The 17,803-nt window shown below is 40.2% G+C and carries 14 protein-coding genes and 1 tRNA gene; 4 read left to right on the top strand and 11 right to left on the bottom strand.

Features of this window, described 5'->3' with window-relative positions; all coding sequences use genetic code 11:
- The first annotated feature begins 236 nt into the window (after positions 1–236).
- On the top strand, positions 237–2,744 hold the full coding sequence (locus tag ACNKW3_RS10755; protein ID WP_427399297.1) for a S8 family serine peptidase: 2,508 nt from the start codon (positions 237–239) through the stop codon (positions 2,742–2,744).
- A 115-nt stretch (positions 2,745–2,859) separates the two neighbouring features.
- Here ACNKW3_RS10755 and ACNKW3_RS10750 read toward each other — a convergent pair whose 3' ends face one another.
- The 5 genes from ACNKW3_RS10750 to ACNKW3_RS10730 all read right to left on the bottom strand — a co-directional run bounded on the left by ACNKW3_RS10750 (position 2,860) and on the right by ACNKW3_RS10730 (position 7,218).
- A complete protein-coding gene (locus tag ACNKW3_RS10750) occupies positions 2,860–3,210 on the bottom strand; it encodes a hypothetical protein (protein ID WP_427399296.1) in 351 nt (116 codons plus the stop codon).
- Between the two features lie 144 nt (positions 3,211–3,354).
- A tRNA-Met gene (locus ACNKW3_RS10745) sits at positions 3,355–3,431 on the bottom strand.
- A 143-nt stretch (positions 3,432–3,574) separates the two neighbouring features.
- Positions 3,575–3,874: a 4a-hydroxytetrahydrobiopterin dehydratase gene (locus ACNKW3_RS10740; protein ID WP_427399295.1), complete on the bottom strand. Its 300-nt coding sequence runs from the start codon at positions 3,872–3,874 to the stop codon at positions 3,575–3,577.
- A 68-nt stretch (positions 3,875–3,942) separates the two neighbouring features.
- Positions 3,943–6,627: a TonB-dependent receptor plug domain-containing protein gene (locus ACNKW3_RS10735; RefSeq protein WP_427399294.1), complete on the bottom strand. Its 2,685-nt coding sequence runs from the start codon at positions 6,625–6,627 to the stop codon at positions 3,943–3,945.
- A gap of 150 nt (positions 6,628–6,777) precedes the next feature.
- On the bottom strand, positions 6,778–7,218 hold the full coding sequence (locus ACNKW3_RS10730) for a MaoC/PaaZ C-terminal domain-containing protein (RefSeq protein WP_427399293.1): 441 nt from the start codon (positions 7,216–7,218) through the stop codon (positions 6,778–6,780).
- A 123-nt stretch (positions 7,219–7,341) separates the two neighbouring features.
- Between ACNKW3_RS10730 and ACNKW3_RS10725 the strand changes: the two genes are divergently transcribed.
- A complete protein-coding gene (locus ACNKW3_RS10725; protein WP_427399292.1) occupies positions 7,342–8,244 on the top strand; it encodes a LysR family transcriptional regulator in 903 nt (300 codons plus the stop codon).
- Positions 8,245–8,249: 5 nt separating this feature from the next.
- Here the strand turns inward: ACNKW3_RS10725 and ACNKW3_RS10720 are convergent, their stop codons facing one another.
- The 3 genes from ACNKW3_RS10720 to ACNKW3_RS10710 are packed head-to-tail and all read right to left on the bottom strand — an operon-like array spanning position 8,250 to position 13,107.
- Entirely contained in the window at positions 8,250–9,122 is an 873-nt protein-coding gene (locus ACNKW3_RS10720) for an alpha/beta fold hydrolase (RefSeq protein WP_427399291.1), read from the bottom strand.
- Between the two features lie 52 nt (positions 9,123–9,174).
- Positions 9,175–10,977: an acyl-CoA dehydrogenase C-terminal domain-containing protein gene (locus ACNKW3_RS10715; protein WP_427399290.1), complete on the bottom strand. Its 1,803-nt coding sequence runs from the start codon at positions 10,975–10,977 to the stop codon at positions 9,175–9,177.
- 9 nt (positions 10,978–10,986) lie between these two features.
- Positions 10,987–13,107, bottom strand: a complete 2,121-nt coding sequence (locus ACNKW3_RS10710; RefSeq protein ID WP_427399289.1) for a 3-hydroxyacyl-CoA dehydrogenase NAD-binding domain-containing protein — start codon at positions 13,105–13,107, stop codon at positions 10,987–10,989.
- A 225-nt stretch (positions 13,108–13,332) separates the two neighbouring features.
- On the opposite strand from ACNKW3_RS10710, the gene ACNKW3_RS10705 reads away from it, so the two are divergent.
- Together ACNKW3_RS10705 and ACNKW3_RS10700 are read left to right on the top strand one after the other, a co-directional pair.
- On the top strand, positions 13,333–14,241 hold the full coding sequence (locus ACNKW3_RS10705; protein WP_427399288.1) for a haloalkane dehalogenase: 909 nt from the start codon (positions 13,333–13,335) through the stop codon (positions 14,239–14,241).
- 111 nt (positions 14,242–14,352) lie between these two features.
- Positions 14,353–14,742 carry a DUF3718 domain-containing protein gene (locus ACNKW3_RS10700; RefSeq protein WP_427399413.1) on the top strand — a complete coding sequence of 130 codons (390 nt, stop codon included), beginning with the start codon at positions 14,353–14,355 and terminating at the stop codon, positions 14,740–14,742.
- Positions 14,743–14,833: 91 nt separating this feature from the next.
- Here ACNKW3_RS10700 and ACNKW3_RS10695 read toward each other — a convergent pair whose 3' ends face one another.
- The 3 genes from ACNKW3_RS10695 to ACNKW3_RS10685 are packed head-to-tail and all read right to left on the bottom strand — an operon-like array spanning position 14,834 to position 17,721.
- Complete coding sequence (locus tag ACNKW3_RS10695) at positions 14,834–15,808, bottom strand: NADPH:quinone oxidoreductase family protein (RefSeq protein WP_427399287.1); 975 nt, start codon at positions 15,806–15,808, stop codon at positions 14,834–14,836.
- Entirely contained in the window at positions 15,809–17,038 is a 1,230-nt protein-coding gene (locus ACNKW3_RS10690) for an acyl-CoA dehydrogenase family protein (RefSeq protein ID WP_427399286.1), read from the bottom strand.
- Between the two features lie 20 nt (positions 17,039–17,058).
- A complete protein-coding gene (locus ACNKW3_RS10685; RefSeq protein WP_427399285.1) occupies positions 17,059–17,721 on the bottom strand; it encodes a histidine phosphatase family protein in 663 nt (220 codons plus the stop codon).
- Positions 17,722–17,803: the final 82 nt, after the last annotated feature.

Genomic DNA, 17,803 nt, shown 5'->3' with positions numbered 1-17,803 from the left:
CATCTTAAACTAAAGATTAAACGTTTCATCTTACTTCAAATTCTAAAAACAGCACTTTAGGACCAGTTAACATTAAACTTATCACGTTTTCATAGTAATAAAGTTGCATTTTCTTTCTTGGGGGTAGCGATTTTTTTCATATTGCATATATGCTGAGATTGTTGGTTATTGGAAAAGACTGAAAGAGAAGATTCCGTAAAACTTCACTATGTTGAATAAAACTATGGAATCTTAAAATGAAAGCAAAGTTATCTGCTCTAACTTTAGCAATGCTTCCAGCGTTGGCTGTAGGAACAGCAAATGCTGCACAAGCTGAGCTATTTGATGATACTGTTATTGTCAAATACAAGGAAAACGTCTCTAAGGTTGAGAGGATGCGTGCGCGCTCTTCTGTTGGTGCAACTATCAGCGATAAAAACAGAGACGAAATAGACGACAGATTTTCTAATCTGCTAGATGGCCGTCTTGCAAACCTAAAACTACGCGGTAAGTCGGTTAAAGAAGCACTTGAAGTTCTAAGAAAAAATCCCGCTGTTGAATATGCAGAACCTAATTATGTGTGGCGTAAAGCTGTAGTACCAAATGATCCGGGATTTGGCGATCTTTGGGGATTAAACAACACTGGCCAGAATGGCGGAACTGTTGATGCTGACATCGATGCCCCTGAAGCTTGGGAAATTACCACTGGTGATAGCGATGTTATCGTAGCTGTCATTGACTCCGGTGTTGACTACAATCACGAAGACTTAGCTGACAACATGTGGCAAAACCCTGGGGAAATCCCTGGAAACGGCATCGACGACGATGGTAACGGTTATATTGATGATATTTACGGTATCGATACAGTAAACGGCGACGTTGACCCAATGGACGATGATTCTCACGGTTCTCACGTAGCAGGTACTATAGGTGCAGTTGGTAACAACGGTATAGGTGTTGTTGGTGTAAACCACGATGTTTCTATTGCGGCTTGTAAATTCCTAAGTGCTGCTGGTACTGGCTCTACAGCTGGTGCTATCGAATGTATAGACTATTTCACCGACCTTAAAGTTAACCGTGGTGTAAATGTTAAAGCTACCAACAACAGTTGGGGGGGTGGTGGTTACAGTGAAGCATTATTAGACTCTATTAATGCAGCTGGTGAAGCCGGAATTTTATTCTTAGTGGCAGCGGGTAACTCAGGTCAAGATAATGATGCCTCTGATAACTGGCCCTCAAACTACGAAACTACAACTAACAGCTTGTTAGCAGTGGCCAGTATTAATAGAAATGATGGCGATAGTACCTATTCTTATGGTTTAACCACGGTTGACATGGCTGCACCAGGCTCAGCGATCATTTCAACTGTACCAGGTAATCAGTACGCTTCGTTTTCTGGAACATCAATGGCCACGCCTCATGTAACAGGTGCAGCTGCGTTAGTATGGTCGATTAATCCTGATTTAACGCCTTCTGAAATGAAAGAGTTGTTAATGTCGACTGGTGACGACAATGCTTGGGCAACAGGTCGTACAGTGTCTGGCAAGCGCTTGAATGTCTACAATGCACTTGAAGAAGCTGATCCAACTCCAAGCTTCAAACTAACAGTAACGCCTGGATTCGTTGAAATCAGCGCTGGCGATACCTTTGTGTTTGACATAGAAGTGGGCGCTATTGCAGGCTACGACGAAGAAGTAACTCTTGAGCTTGCTGATGCAAGCGGCTTAGCTTCTTTAAGTAGCACCACAGCAATGCCAGGTGATATTGTTAGTCTAACTGTTACCACAACTGAAGAAACCCCATATGGTGATTATTCATTTGAAATAACTGGTACCAGTGGCGATATAGTTAAATCAAAAACTGCTAGCGTATATGTTTTACCTGCAGATTTAGCGACATTCCCATATGACTACTTAGGAGACCCAGTACCTACCCTTCCAAACGAAGAAGATCCGGATAATGTAGGTGTTGACGTTGTTATCAACATTCCAGATCCTATTACGGTATTTGGTGTAGAAGCTTCTGTAGATATTACTCACACTTATAGTGGTGACTTGGTATTAACATTAACATCTCCAATGGGCACAGCCGTAACTTTACGTGCTAACCAAGGTGGTGGTACTGACGATATCGTTGAATCATATCTAACAGATGCATTCAATGGTGAAGTTGCTACGGGTGACTGGGTATTAAATGTATTAGACGTTTACAACGGTGATAACGGTACTATTAATACTTGGGGACTAGCAATTACAGGTATTGGCGATGTTGCCCCAGCGGCACCAATGGCTGACTTCTCATTTGAAGACGATGGTTTATCTGTGGCCTTCACTAACGAAAGTACAGACGTGAACAATGACCTTGAAAGCTACTCTTGGGACTTTGGTGATGGCACTACTTCTACTGAAGAAAATCCAACCCACATCTTCCCTGCTACAGGTAGTTATGAGGTAACCTTAACTGCAACAGATGCTGAAGGTCAAACTGACAGCACTACACAAACAGTTTCAGTTTCAAGTTCTGTGATTGAGGTTGAAGTAGATCGCGCGATGTTATCTAGATTTGGTAGCCTTCGTGTCGACCTTTCTTACTCTGGTTCTGGTGCTGATACTGTAATGGTTTACCGCAACGGTGAATTGTTAGGTGAAGTTGAAAACACTGGTAAATACAGAGATAGAGAACGTCGTGCATCTGGAACATCTTTCACTTATATAGTGTGTGATGTAACAACAGCATGTTCAGACCCAGTAACTGTAAGCTTCTAAGCTAACAGATACAATCAATAAAAAATAAAATAGAGCCGATAGCGGCTCTATTTTTTTGTCTGGAATATATTCGATTTAAAAATTTACGACAATTTAACCCTTGGTAGAACCGCCCTCATTGAAACCCATTTTTTTTAATTTGAATTATCGTATTTTTAATGATGCCAAGGGCGGAAGATTCCCACTCGCCTTGACTGCCAGGTAATTGGCCATAACGCTTTAAGAGTTTTTCAGTCATTTTTAGCATCTGCTTTAAATAAACTTTGGAATTCAAATGCGTTGCCTCAATTTCATCAAATGCCTCTTCTGCCACGTAGACACCTGTTTTTAAACCCGGATAGGCAACAGCATCATGGTGCCATTGCTGCATATTATTATACGCGGGTGCTATTACAGCCTGCTTTAATTGATCATAGAAGTCTTCAGGGTCTTTACAGTCAGTGTTTTGTTCAGATTTACCTTGCATATTCGTAACTTGGTCGATTTTATGTTGTGATGATAACTAGACTAGAATAAAAACTATTTGAAAGCCAATCACCGGAAGCTGACTTAACATTATTGGACGTAAAAAACAAAACCCCAAAAGCATAAGCGTTTGGGGTTTTAATTTTGGTTGCGGGAGCAGGATTTGAACCTACGACCTTCGGGTTATGAGCCCGACGAGCTACCAGACTGCTCCATCCCGCGTCTGAAACTTGTAACGACCTGTGCGTCGAAGAGGTGCGTATTATACATAGGCGATTATATCTGGCAAGAGCTAAAACACATTTTTTTTATATTTATATTCTAACTGCTGTTTTAATCTACAATTACTTTCAATAACGCCCTATTTACTTAGCATACAGCTCCATTTTTTCAGCTAATTTGAAATCAAGTTCACTTATTCCGTTTACATCATGTGTGACTAAATCAACTGTCACACTGTTGTAAACATTCGACCATTCAGGGTGATGTTTTAGTTTTTCTGCCCAAATAGCCACCTGCGACATCCAACCAAATGCCCAAATAAAACTTTTAAACTTAAAATTTTTATGCAGCTTCCCATCTTTAATGATCCATGCAACTTCTTGGCTCTCATTCAATTCAGCCAGCTTCTCAATAATATCAGCTTCGGTTAATCGTTCTATCATTCTCACTCCAAATAAAAAACCCCTTACCTAAAAGTATGGGGTTTATTCGTTCAAACTAACTATTTAGTTTAGAATTCTACAGCAAGCCTTACATATAGCTGTCTACCACGAGGGTCGTGAACTTTAGAATCAAAACCAGCATTAGTGAATACCTGAGGAGGTTCTTCATCAGTTAGGTTAATGCCGCCTAAGGTCAATAGATAATTGGCTTCAGTTTCCAGCAATGCACCTAAATCAATATTAAACTGCGCATCGTAAGTAACATGACTATCGATTTCTTTCAGTCCAGAAGCTGCGCAACCAGGTACAGTATCCGTTGGATCTGCACAGTTTTGATCATCATCATAAGCACTCACATAGCGAGCAAAGATATTTGCGCTGTAAGCATCCATTGACCAGCGCAAGCCTAGGTTAGCTCTAAGCTCTGGTGATGAAGTACCAATGTTGGTGAAGTTACGACGTCCAGCACCATCAATTATGCCAGCCTGAGGATCATCAAGATCATACTTAGTAATGTAAGTAGCATTTATGCTAGGCACAAATACCCCGACTTCAGTATCAATAAGGTAGCTACTGACAAAGTCTATACCGGATGTTTCCAAAGAACTCGCATTCACATAAGTGTTATTGACTTGCACCAATGGTCCATTTAGTGGGTCGCCAGCACGTATAATACGGGTAGTATCTTGAGGATCTAACGCCAAAATTGCTTGCGCACTTTCTTGAATGATTAGGTCTTCAAACTCGAAGCTCCAATAATCAACTTCAATAGATAGCTCATCAACTGGCTCTATAGAGAACCCAACATTGTATGCGAATGATTCTTCTGGGGTGAGATCTTCGTTACCCGTCGTTCTTACTGCAGCAAACGCATCTGCACCAATTAATGGATCTCTAAGTTGTTGTAGCGTAGTTGCACCACCAAACTGCATGTAAACTGAAGGTGCTCTGAAAGAAGTTGAAACAGAGCCACGAACAGAGAAGTTATCAGATGCTCGGTAATTAAACGCCAATTTAGGATCTAAGGTATCACCAACTGAACCGCCGTAATCTTCATAACGCAAAGCAACTTGGATATCTAAGTCTTCAGTAACTGGCACGGCAAGTTCTGCAAACGCAGCTACCACATCTATGCTGTCTTTAAAGTCTGAGTTACCAATTACGAAGGTAAATGAATCTTGATTAGACAATGCATCATAATCTTGGGCTAGCTTTTCTTCTCTGTATTGCATACCAACAGCCAGTGCAGAGGTACCACCTTCCATATCAAACAGGTCAAACGAAGCAAAGCCTTCAAATACTTGCAAATCAGCATTGGAATCTATGCGCTGTAGGCCATTGAAAGAATCAATCACATTTTGTGAATTAGGTGCGGTAGTAAAACTGGTAGCAAATGGATTGAAGTATTCACAAGCTCCCTCACCAGGTGTTCCACTGATTGGATCACAACCTTGTCCGCCTAAGCCATTAAGAGCAAGAATAAATTCAGATTCAATAACATCTTCAAGACTAAACAAGAAGTCATTGGTCGCTGTTGTATAGCTGATTTCCCAGAAACCATTATCCATTTCACCCTGTAAAGCAGTATTGAATCTAAAAGTATCAGATTCGGTGTTTGCCGGATCAGGCTCATAACCATTACCTTCAGCACGTCCGAAGAAAGTCACTGGGGCGCCAAATGGATTGTTAGGGTGAGACGCTGGAACCACTGGACCAGTCAAAATTGGGAAACTGGGTGCACCACCACGCTCCGCTCTATTGCGCGCAAAGCTGAATTCAGATGTCCAAGTTAAATCATCTGATAATTCATAAACAGATTTGAAATAAGCACTAACTCTGGTTTCTTCTGGCACATAAGAATAACCAGGTCCAAAATCGTAACGACACAAACCAATGTCAATTGCTCCAAGCGGCATTATAACATCTCGAATACCACCAAACTGTTCACAACCTGTGGGATCAATGACTGGAGCTGATGCAGGTAAGCCTGGCACACCAAAAAACGAACCTGGGTTACCTAGAGCTGATGAATCATCAATGGGACGGCTTAATCTACGATCACGAATAAATAATGGCGAACGATTGGTATAGCTTACCGCCCCCATAATATTGCCCTTATCGAAGTTAGCCCCCCAAAGACCTTGAAGGATATATTCTTTGTTATCCCCATGTGCGCCATCTTGATAATCAGCAGAAATCTTTACACCTTCGTAGTTTCTTTTGGTAATAAAGTTCACTACACCCGCCACGGCATCCGAACCGTAGAGCGCGGATGCACCATCTTTGATGATTTCCATGCGGTCAATGGCAATCATAGGCACTAAGGAGCTGGTATCAACAAAGTTTAAACCAGCATTGTTTTGTTGAGCATTTACCACTTGACGACGATTGTTTAACAGTATCAAGGTAGATGAAACGCCCAAACCACGTAAGTTGATGTTAGATGTCCCTGCCGTCGCATTTTGGGTAAATGCATCTGGTGTATTCTCTGCACCGGTGTTAATTGTCAGTGTTTGAGTAATATCTGCAATATTCTTCGCACCAATGGCATTGATTGCAATACTATCTACCACTGCCAAGGGAGACGGCGACTCGTAGTTTTCACTACGTCTAACGTAACTTCCCGTGACTAAAATTAATTCAACATCTTCTGCCTTGCTCTCTTCTTCTTGAGCATATACAGTAGAAGACAAACTCATAAATTGCGTTGCAATGAACGCCGCGAGAGCGGTCTTTTTTGCAGTAAACTTCATTGAGGATCCCCTAATAGGTAGCATGTCATTATTTTTTACAAATGCGTTTATGATATTAGGTAAATAGACCTCATATGTAAATATATTGTTATTTATATGTAATGATTAGTTTACCTTTTGGTCCGACCAGTCAACATTTTTATGACAGCATTACTGCACTAATAACATTAAAAACTCACCTATCATGGCTGGTGTCTCAGAACATTGGACTTCGACTTGTGTGTCAAAGCAATACAAGATTCCTGAAGACTTCTGTTGCTTTTCTTTTAAACTAAAATGATATTTAATGCCTTTCCCCTCTCTAACAGGTTCTAGAAATCTCAGGTTGTTTACCCCGTAATTAATCACTGTTTGAGTGGTTTCATCCACTTGTACCAACTGGGCAAAATGTTGTGGTAGTAAGGACACGGTTAAAAATCCGTGGGCAATTGTAGTTTTAAACGGGCTCTCTTTTTCGCATCTAGCTTTATCTAAATGAATCCATTGATAATCGCCTGTTGCCTCGGCGAAAGCATTTATTTGTGCTTGTGCGATTACAATCCAATCTTGTGACGTAAAACTATCGCCGATATTCACTTGCGTAATGTTCATATTAATCCTACCTTTATTAGTATTGTGTATAGTATATACTTTATACTATTAATTATGTTTATTAACTTTATTCGTTATAATAGACGAATATAGATATTCTGAATAAATAAATAGGGAGATTTAATGAATCTGCACCGTATCGATTTAAACCTATTTGCTGTATTTGATGCGATATATACCGCAGGAAGTTTAACCAAAGCAGCTGATGTCCTTTGCATTACACAACCAGCCGTAAGTAACTCGTTAGCCAGACTACGTGACATGTTAAACGATCCTCTTTTTGTCCGAACGGGCCACTCAATGACACCCACTCCTGTTGCTCAAAATATAATTGGTCCAGCAAGGGAGGCATTAGGCCTGCTGCGCAAAAGTGTGCAAGAAAGCCATGTGTTTGACCCTGCTACCTCTGCAAAATGTTTTAATTTTGCTAGCCGAGATTTGCTTGAGGTCATAATAATGCCTCGATTAATGTCCAGTGTGCAGAATCGTGCACCCAATGTTACCCTGACCAATTATGAAATTAGCAGAACTCAAGTTGTATCTGCTATGGCAAGCGGTAATCTGGACTTTTTCGCCGATGCAAGTACCTTTACCGACCCTCACTTAAAAAAACATAGGCTCGCGACTGACCGCTTTGTTGCTCTAGCTCGCAAAAACCACCCGCTTCTGCAAAATGGTTTAAGTCTTGATACCTTCTTAAAAGTTGGCCACATCAACGTTTCTCACCGTCAATCGGGCCTAGGTCCCATTGATATCGCTTTAGATAAAATCAACAAGAAACGTAAAATCGCTATGCGTGGACAACATTTTCTTACGGTTCCGAGCACCCTAGTTAAAACCGACCTTATCGCTTGTATCCCCTATCATTTAGCAAAACACTATGATTTAGCAATGTACGAACTTCCGTTTGATATTCCGCCCATAGAGTACTATTTGTACTGGCATATAAGTGCAGACCTCGATAGTGCCCATAAGTGGATGCATGACCAAATTATGGAAGTAGCTCACAACTATAAAACAAACTAAACGCCCTAGCCTGTTACGCTAACAAAGCTATCTATTTTACTAGCAACCTCATTTAAACGGCGATGATGTAACCAATGGTCATCGTCGTCGAATATCTCAATTTGCAGATTATCGATCCACTGTTCCATGCCATTTAACACTTCATGAACAAAGGCAGTATCTTTCATTCCCCACAACACCATGGTCGGCACTTTAATATAGACTCGTGGAATCTTAATCGCTCTTTCAACATTGGATTGAGACTGGCTCGGCATATTTTTGTAATACGAAAATGCGTTTTCCATACTTTTTTTATGCTGCCATTGTTTAACAAAACTTTGTTGTTGTTGTTTGGATAAATGATTAAAACATTTTCCGTAAAAGCCTTTTAACATCTGATGCTGGTTTTTACTTGTTGCATCAAATCCATTATCAGACACTAACGTTGAAATATATGAACTCGCCTGTTGTTGCCTTTCGTTGGAAAGCATTTCTCTGGTAAAACAACTTGGATGAGCTGCGTTTAATATCGTCAGGCTGGCAATATTTGTTGCATAAAAAGCTGCTAAAGGCCATGCTAAAACACCTCCCCAATCATGAGCAATAACATGTATTGGCTTCTGCGCACAACAAGTCTCTATAAACTCATTCAATACATTAACTAAATTTTCAATCGTATAGTTTTTTGCTTCTCCTAAACCAGGAGAAAAGTTGTAACCAGGTAAATCTGGTGCATACAGATTATATTTATCGGCAAAATAATTTAGATAAAATTCCCAACTCCAACTGGTTTCAGGAAAGCCATGTAAAAATAACAGAGACCTATCTTTGTGCTTAGATTCTACAGATAAATAGTTAATTGTGGTTGAGGAAAGCGTAGCGCTCTTTGACTGAATCAAGGGAAATCATCCAAAAAAGGGACAACTTAACAAGTTGCCCCTTCACTCTTGGTTAGTAAGATAAACCAAATAGGCTTTCATCCATGCCCATTAGATTTTCAGAGCCAGTAGCGATTGCAGAAACCAAAGAACGGGTTCTAGTTAACATGCGGTCGAAATAGAATTTGGCTGTATGTAGTTTCGCTTGATAAAACTCAGTTTCACTAGTGCCAGCATCCAGTTTTTGCTGTGCAGTTACTGCGGTTTGTAACCAGAAATACCCAACCACAACGTAACCTGCGTACATTAGATAATCAACCGATGCAGCGCCTAATTCTTCGGGCTTGTTTTTCGCAATTTCAGCAATATCACGACTCATTTGTACCCACTCATCCACATGAGAATCAATGGCATTAGTCCATGCACTGAATTGGCTGAGGTTGCGAATAGATTTACAGTAAGTCTTAATCTCAGTGGCAAACACTTTGAGTAACTCACCATTTGAGCCAATAACTTTACGGCCTAACAAATCTATCGCCTGAATACCGGTTGTACCTTCATACATGGTACAAATTCGGGTATCTCTGGCAAGTTGCTCCATGCCCCACTCTTTTATGTAACCATGGCCACCATATACTTGCATGCCGTAACTGGTAGCCTCTTGTGCTGACTCTGTTAGAAACGCTTTCACTATAGGCGTCAACAAGGCTAACTTAGCTTCGGCCTCTTTTTTAACATTTTCGTCTTGTGCATAAAGGGTTAGATCTACTAACTTCATACAGTAGGTACTCATTGCACGATTACCTTCTGCCAAGGATTTTTGCGTTAATAGCATACGGCGTACATCTGGATGCACAATGATTGGATCAGCTGGACCATCAGGGTTTTTAATTCCGCTTACCGAACGAAACTGTACTCTGTCTTTGGCATAAGCTAACGCCCCTTGAAAAGCAGCTTCAGTGGCTGATAAACCTTCCATACCAGTACCAATTCTCGCCATATTCATGAAGGTAAACATGCAGTTTAATCCACGATTAGGTTGGCCAATTAGGTAACCCGTAGCGCCATCAAAATTCATAACACAGGTTGCGCTACCTTTAATTCCCATTTTGTGTTCAATAGAGCCACACTTAACTAAGTTTCTGTCGGTGATATTACCCGATGCATCAACGTTAAATTTAGGCACAATAAACAATGAAATACCCTTAGTCCCCTTGGGCGCATCAGGTAATCTTGCCAGTACAATATGAATAATATTGTCTGACATATCATGTTCACCAGCACTGATAAAGATCTTTGTGCCTGTCAATTTGTAGGTGCCATCTTCTGCAGGTTCAGCTTTACATTTAAGCATGCCAAGATCAGAACCACAGTGCGGTTCAGTTAAGCACATAGTGCCTGTCCATGAACCTTCTACTAACTTATCTAAAAATAAAGATTGCTGCTCAGGTGTACCATGCGCTTTCAATGTTTCCATACACCCTTGGCTTAAACCTGGGTACATTGCCCAACTATGGTTTGCGCCAGCAAAATATTCTGCCATGGTGGTCGCCAATGAATAAGGTAAGCCTTGCCCACCAAATTCAACCGGATGAGCCATAGATGGCCAACCGTTCTCAACATATTGGTGATAAGCTTCTTTAAATCCTGTTGGAGTTGTTACTTCACCATCATTGTAAGTACAACCCTCATCGTCACCTGTTTGATTAATTGGCGCTAATACGTTTTCAGCAAATTTAGCGGCTTCACTATAAATCGCTCTAACTAGATCATCACTGGCGTCTTCGAAGCCTAGCGCTTGATAATGTTCTTCAAATCCAAGTAGTTCTTGGGTAACAAACAAAGTATCTCTTTGCGGTGCTTTATAATTTTGCATGAAAACCTCTTATTTTAGTTGACCGTTATAACCACTGAAAGACGAGCCTTCAGTTGCCAATCTTTCAAGTAACGCACTAGGTGTAAACCAATGTTCACCATAGTCACCTAGGGTATCTTTATAGTGCTTTAATCGTTCTACAATAGTTGCTAAACCTATTTCGTCTGCGTATTGCATTGGACCGCCACGATATACGGGGAATCCATAGCCATATACATAAATCACATCAATGTCGCTAGATTTGCTGGCTATGCCTTCGTCCAATATTTCAGCGCCTTCATTAATAAGCGGATAAATACATCTTTCTAGAATTTCTTGGTCGCTTATTTGACGTTGTTGAATACCAAGCGCTTTCGCTTTTTCTTTTGCAATTTCGATGACTTCTGGGTCTGGCACAGGAACTCGACTATTTGCTTCATATAGATAAACACCTTTTCCTACCTTCAAACCAACTCTACCTTGCTCGACAAGGGCATCTGCAACAATACAGTAGCTTGGATCGTGTTGAATAAAAGCTTGTCTAGATTGACGCACAAAATAACCTATGTCTAATCCTGCCATATCCCCCATAGTGAAAGGTCCCATGGGCATACCAAAATCATAAATGACTTTATCAATTTGCTCAGGTGTTGCACCTTCTAGTAATAATCGATTTGCTTCACGCGCGTATACTTCAATCATTCGGTTGCCGACAAAACCAAAGCAAACCCCCACAAGTACACCAACTTTTTTAATCTTTTTAGCAAGTTGCATGGAGGTTACTATTACGTCGTCAGCAGTTTTATCTGCACGCACAATTTCAAGCAATTTCATCACATTTGCGGGTGAGAAAAAGTGCAATCCAATCACATCTTCCGGCCTACTTGTGGATTCAGCTATTTCATTTACATCTAACGTAGAAGTATTTGAAGCTAATATAGCGCCAGGTTTACACACCTTGTCTAACTGACTGAAAACTTGTTTTTTCACTTCCATTTTTTCAAAAACAGCTTCGATAACCAGATCAACATCAGCTAAATCTTCATAAGATGTTGTACCCGAAAGTAAATTCATACGAGTTTCCACATCTTGTTCACTCAATTTACCTTTACGTGCCGAATTTTGATAATTTTTATGAATAACCGACAACCCTTTATCCAAGGCTTCTTGTTTCAATTCTAACATGGTGACCGGAATGCCAGCGTTTGCGAAGTTCATGGCGATACCTCCGCCCATGGTACCTGCCCCAATAATCCCGACTTTAGCAATTTTTCTAGAAGCAACGGATTTATCTATACCCGCTATATGTGAAGCTTTTCTTTCTGCGAAAAAGAAGTGTTGTTGTGCTCTGGCTTGGGGAGTTTGCATACAACTCATGAATAACTTAGCTTCTTGTTCCAAGCCTTTTTCAAACGGCAAAGTGAATGCTGCTTTAACCGCTTCTACACATTTTACTGGTGCAAAGAAGCCTCTTGTGCTTTTTGCTACCTGTTGTGAATATTGTGCAAATAAAGATTCTGTGTCAGCATCCATTTGTAAATCAACATCACAAACCTTCTTGGTAGGTTGATCTTTAATTGACTGAATAAAAGCAGTCACCTCTGTCATAGCATCGTCACTATGCTCTATAATTAAATCGAACAAACCATCTAGGACTTCAACTGGTGTCGGCTTTCCTGTCACGATGACATCTAACGCTAATTTAGCTGAAACTAGCCTTGGTAATCTTTGTGTTCCCCCTGCACCAGGCAAGATGCCTAAATGTACCTCAGGCAAACCTACTTTGTTGCCTTTAAACGTAACGCGGTAATGACAAGCTAATGCTAATTCTAAACCGCCACCAAAGGCGCCACCATTAACTAAGGCTACCACTGGTTTTTTGCAATTTTCAATTTTATCCAAGACTTCAGGCAACATGGGAGATAGATCTCCACCCGAAAATTCAGATATATCAGCACCAGCACTAAACAAGGCAAATTGGCTTGTAATTAATATGGAGTCTACCTGATCATCTGTTTCAGCTTGTTCCACTGCGTCAATTAACCCTACTCTCACACTTTTTGATAGTGCATTAACAGGTGCATTATGCATCGTTATTACAGCTGTGTTTGAAGTGACCTTTATTGAAACGGCAGAATTTATTTCACTCATATTTTTACCCATATCTGTTTTGATAATGAGATGTTAATAAACACAAATGAATAATCCCAATTTATTGGTTTGATATTTTAAAATAAAATAAATGTATATTTGTGCTAGACGTTTTGCCCTGTGCTATCCAGCTTGGAAATAAAAAAATTTTATCCTCTAAATAATATTGTTTTCTTTTAAACATTATGTTTAATATGTAAATTATTTGTTACTTTTTTGGTTTTCATGGCAATACTTAAAACTCCCGAAGAGCGATTTCAACAGTTACCTGGTTACAGTTTTCAACCGCATTATTGCCAAGTTGATACCATAAATGATGTCCCTTTGCATATGCACTATGTTGATTTTGGCGACGCAAATGCTCCTGTTGTGTTGTTAATACATGGTGAACCTACCTGGAGCTATTCATTCAGGAATATAATTACTCAAATTGCAGATATTGGATTGAGAGTTATAGCGCCTGATTTAATTGGTTTCGGTAAATCTGATAAATTGACAGACCCGCAAGATTATAGTTTGAATAGTCATTTTATTTGGCTAAAAGCACTTTTAAAAAGTCTAAATTTACAAAATATAATGCTTTTTTGCCAAGACACAGGTGGACTTTTGGGAATGCGGCTAGTCGCTGATGATATCAATAACTTTAATACAGTTATTGCGGTTAATACCATGCTGCCTATTGCTGAATTACCCATCAATTCAACAACAGAATCATCACAAGAAGAAAAATTTAATATCGCAAGTCAAATTCAGCAAGGCTGCAAGAACTTGCTCATAGATGAAATTTTACAAGGTTATGATGCCCCATTCCCCAATCAAGATTTTGTGGTTGGTCCTAAAGCTATGAAAAATATGCTTTTTAATGGTAATAATGCTATTGAACTAACTATTAACAACAATGCATGGAATGTGCTAAAAAGTTTTAATAAACCCTTCATTACGGTTTTTAGCGATGAAGACTTAATGTCTATCGGCATTCATGATCATATTAAAGAACACATCCCTGGATGCAAAAACCAACAACACTATTCTTTTTTTAATACTGGACATTTCATCCAAGAAGATGCGCCTGAAAAGCTGATAGCTATCGTCATTAGGGCTTTTGCCTCATTACAGCTAGAACAACAGAGCTAACATTAAAAGGTACTAACCTACATACCTAAGTATCGTTATTCTATCTTCACAAGATCTTTTTAACCTCTAACATGAGCCTCGATATTACTAACTGAGAGGCTAATTATCATGTTGAAAAAAATAATTGCGACATCAATCTTTGGAGCGGCGTGCATCGCATCAGCGCCAGCAAATGCTAACTTAGAAGACGCACTGGCAAATATCTGTGAAATCGTTGCTACAGATGATAAAGGTGAGCTACGTAAGAAAATGAAAAACGTCCAATCCAATTACAATATTCGCTTAAAAGATTATTACAGCGGAATCACTTGTAGTGGAAATTCACTTATCAAACTGGCGATCTTAAATAATTCAGTTGAAGCGGGCACATTGTTGGTTAAAAAGATGCCAAAAAAGCTTTTGGCGGAACCTGAACACGACGGTTCAGCATTAACCGCTTGGATTAATGAAAAAGGCCTTCAAGATGCACCTCTTGTTAAGGTACTTCAAGAACGCCTTTAATAATGATTTATCAACCCTGTTGATTAACGATTCAACATGGTAGGCAGAGGCAACTTTGCCATTTTGGTGACCCCTCCCCGGGGTCACTTTTTTATGGAATTAATACGACTTTTCCTTTCACTTGCCGTCCAGCCACGTACTGCAGAGCATCTACGGCTTCGGATAATTTAAACGCCTTATCGATGTGCACCTTGACTTTACCTTCTAGGTACCATTTGACCAGTTCGTGCATGTTTTCAACAAAATCTTGAGGTTGATGTTGAACAAATGAGCCCCAAAAAACGCCCACCACAGAATAGCCTTTTACCAACGCCAAATTAACCGGGAACTTAGGGATTTCGCCGCCTGCAAAGCCTATGACGAGCAATCGACCGGCCCAAGCCATAATTCTGCTACAAGCATGGAAAGTATCGCCTCCGACACACTCATATACGACGTCAACACCTTTACCGTTCGTCATTGCTTTAACGGTGTCTTTTAAATCACATTCAGAGTAATTTATTGTCTCATCAGCACCTTGTTGACGGGCAACTTCACACTTTTCATCGGTAGAACAACACGCAATTACTTTTGCCCCCATAGCTTTACCAATTTGAATAGCTGCTAAGCCAGTACCGCCCGCTGCGCCAGTCACTAAAAGGGTTTCCCCTGGCTTAATCTGAGCTCTTTGTTTAAGCGCATGATGAGCTGTGGCATGGGCAGTGGCTAACGCTGAAGCTTCCTCTAGGGGAATGCCTTCTGGCAAAGGCATCACTTGATTAGCTGGAATGACGACTTCTTCCGCATAACCGCCAAGACGACAAATCCCAATAACTTTTTGACCGACTTTTACATGTTTAACGTTTTCGCCAACAGATAAAACTTCACCGGCAATTTCACTGCCCGGCACAAAAGGAAAATCAGGTTTTATTTGATAGAGTCCTTGAACAAGTAGTCCGTCTGGAAAGTTAACACCCGCGGAAGCAACCTTTACGACTACTTGATTTGCATTAGCTACAGGATTAGGAAAATCTTCATAAGCTAAATTTTCTATCGCAGAAAATTCATGACATACAATCGCTTTCATTTATTCACCTTTATTTTTTACGCTTGCTTCTTGGATTAAAGTACGCCCCAATTGCATCATGTGCACTTGATCTGGTCCATCTGCAAGTCTGATAGTTCTTGCATATGCATACATCGCGGAAAGCTCTGTATCTTGCGATGTGCCTAATGCACCGTGCATTTGAATAGACTCATCAATAACTTCACATGCCATTCTTGGCGCTACTATTTTAATTGCTGCTATTAAGTTTTTCGCAATTTTATTGCCATATTTATCCATTTGGTCTGCCGCTTTCAATGTTAACAAACGCGCCTGTTCTATACGACAATACATAGTAGCAATACTCTCTCTAACAGACTGCTGTTTGGCAAGAGGTTGACCAAAGGCAATTCTGCTTTCTACTCGTTCACAAGCCATGTCTAGCGCTCTTTGGGCACATCCAATCAATCGCATACAATGATGAATTCTACCCGGACCTAATCGACCTTGCGCAATTTCGAATCCTTTACCTTCCCCAAGTATAAGATTTTCAGCTGGGACACGCACATTTTCAAACAGTACTTCAGCATGTCCAATTGGTTCGTCTAAATATCCCATTGCCCCCATTGGCCGAACTACAGTTACTCCGTCTGTGTCAATGGGAACAAGTATCTGAGACTGTTGTTGATGTCTTGGCGCGGCAACATCTGTTTTTCCCATTACGATAAGGATTTTACAATTTTCGTTCATGGCGCCACTGGTATACCATTTTCGCCCATTAATTATATAGTGGTCGCCGTCTCGTGTAATTGAGGTTTCAATATTGGTAGCATCAGAGGATGCGACTTCTGGTTCGGTCATGGCAAAGGCAGAACGAATTTTCCCAGCTAATAGAGGCTCTAACCACTGTTTCTTTTGATCATCACTGCCATATTTTGCCAACACTTCCATATTTCCAGTATCAGGAGCGCTACAATTAAACACTTCCGCAGACCACAATACCCGTCCCATTTGTTCACACAAACTGGCATATTCTAAATTAGTTAATCCAGCGCCATAAGGTCCATATTCTTCAGGTAAAAACAGGTTCCATAAGCCCTGCTCTTGCGCTTTTTGTTTAAGTTGATGCATCAACTCTGGGGTTTGCCACATATTGTCTGACGATTTAAGAAGCTTGTGATATTTATCCTCATTTGGATATATATATTGCTGCATAAAACTCTGTAATTTATCCAACATATCTAAGGTTCGTTGGCTATGATTAAAATCCATAGAAAGACTCCGGTTCTGACTTAGCTATAAGTTATTTTTTCCATTAGAGACAAGGGTTCTAAATGAGGGATACTATTAAAACTGCTCATTTGAAATCCTTCTTTATTGAAATAAAAATGATGTAAGCTGCTATTTTTGATCTGCAAATTAAAATTCACCGCTTGTGACGGCGTTAAATCGAAAAGTTGTTGGAGAAACACCGCGATTGCGCCCCCTGAGCTCACAACCAACACTTTTTTCTCCGTCCCAACAGCTATTTTTTTACTCGCTTGTTTAACTCTGCTTTGAAAATCTTCCCATGTTTCGGGCAAGTTTTCGTTTATACGGTTTTCCGACCAAGCTACCATTGCTGCTTTGAGCACTCGGTACCATTGTTTACGGCTAGAATCTTTTGCTGGGGTTAGTTCAGGATGCTGCTTTAAAAAAGCATTTATCACGTCTTCGAAAGCAAATTCGTTCCATTGGTGATTAATTTCAACATTTTTAAATGCCCCTGTGATGCCTGTTAACGTTTCCTTGTGGCGTTGCATATCGCCGCAAATCAATTTATCAAAGGTGATTTCACGCTCTTTAAAATATTGACCCAATAGTTGTGACTGCTCGTGACCTAAAGGACTCAGTTGATCATAATTTCCAGACCCGTATGAGGCTTGCGCATGTCTGACTAAAAATAATTCTGCCATCTATCTCTTTTCATCTTTATATTGTTAATAAGATGTTATGAGCAAATGAAGTATTTTAGTAATTTATTGTGGTGATGAACTT

The organism is Glaciecola sp. 1036, assembly GCF_050306235.1.
In the GTDB taxonomy this organism is placed as follows: Bacteria; Pseudomonadota; Gammaproteobacteria; order Enterobacterales; family Alteromonadaceae; genus Glaciecola.
The sequence above is the reverse complement of the archived record's forward strand: the minus strand, read 5'-3'. Positions and strand labels throughout refer to the sequence as shown.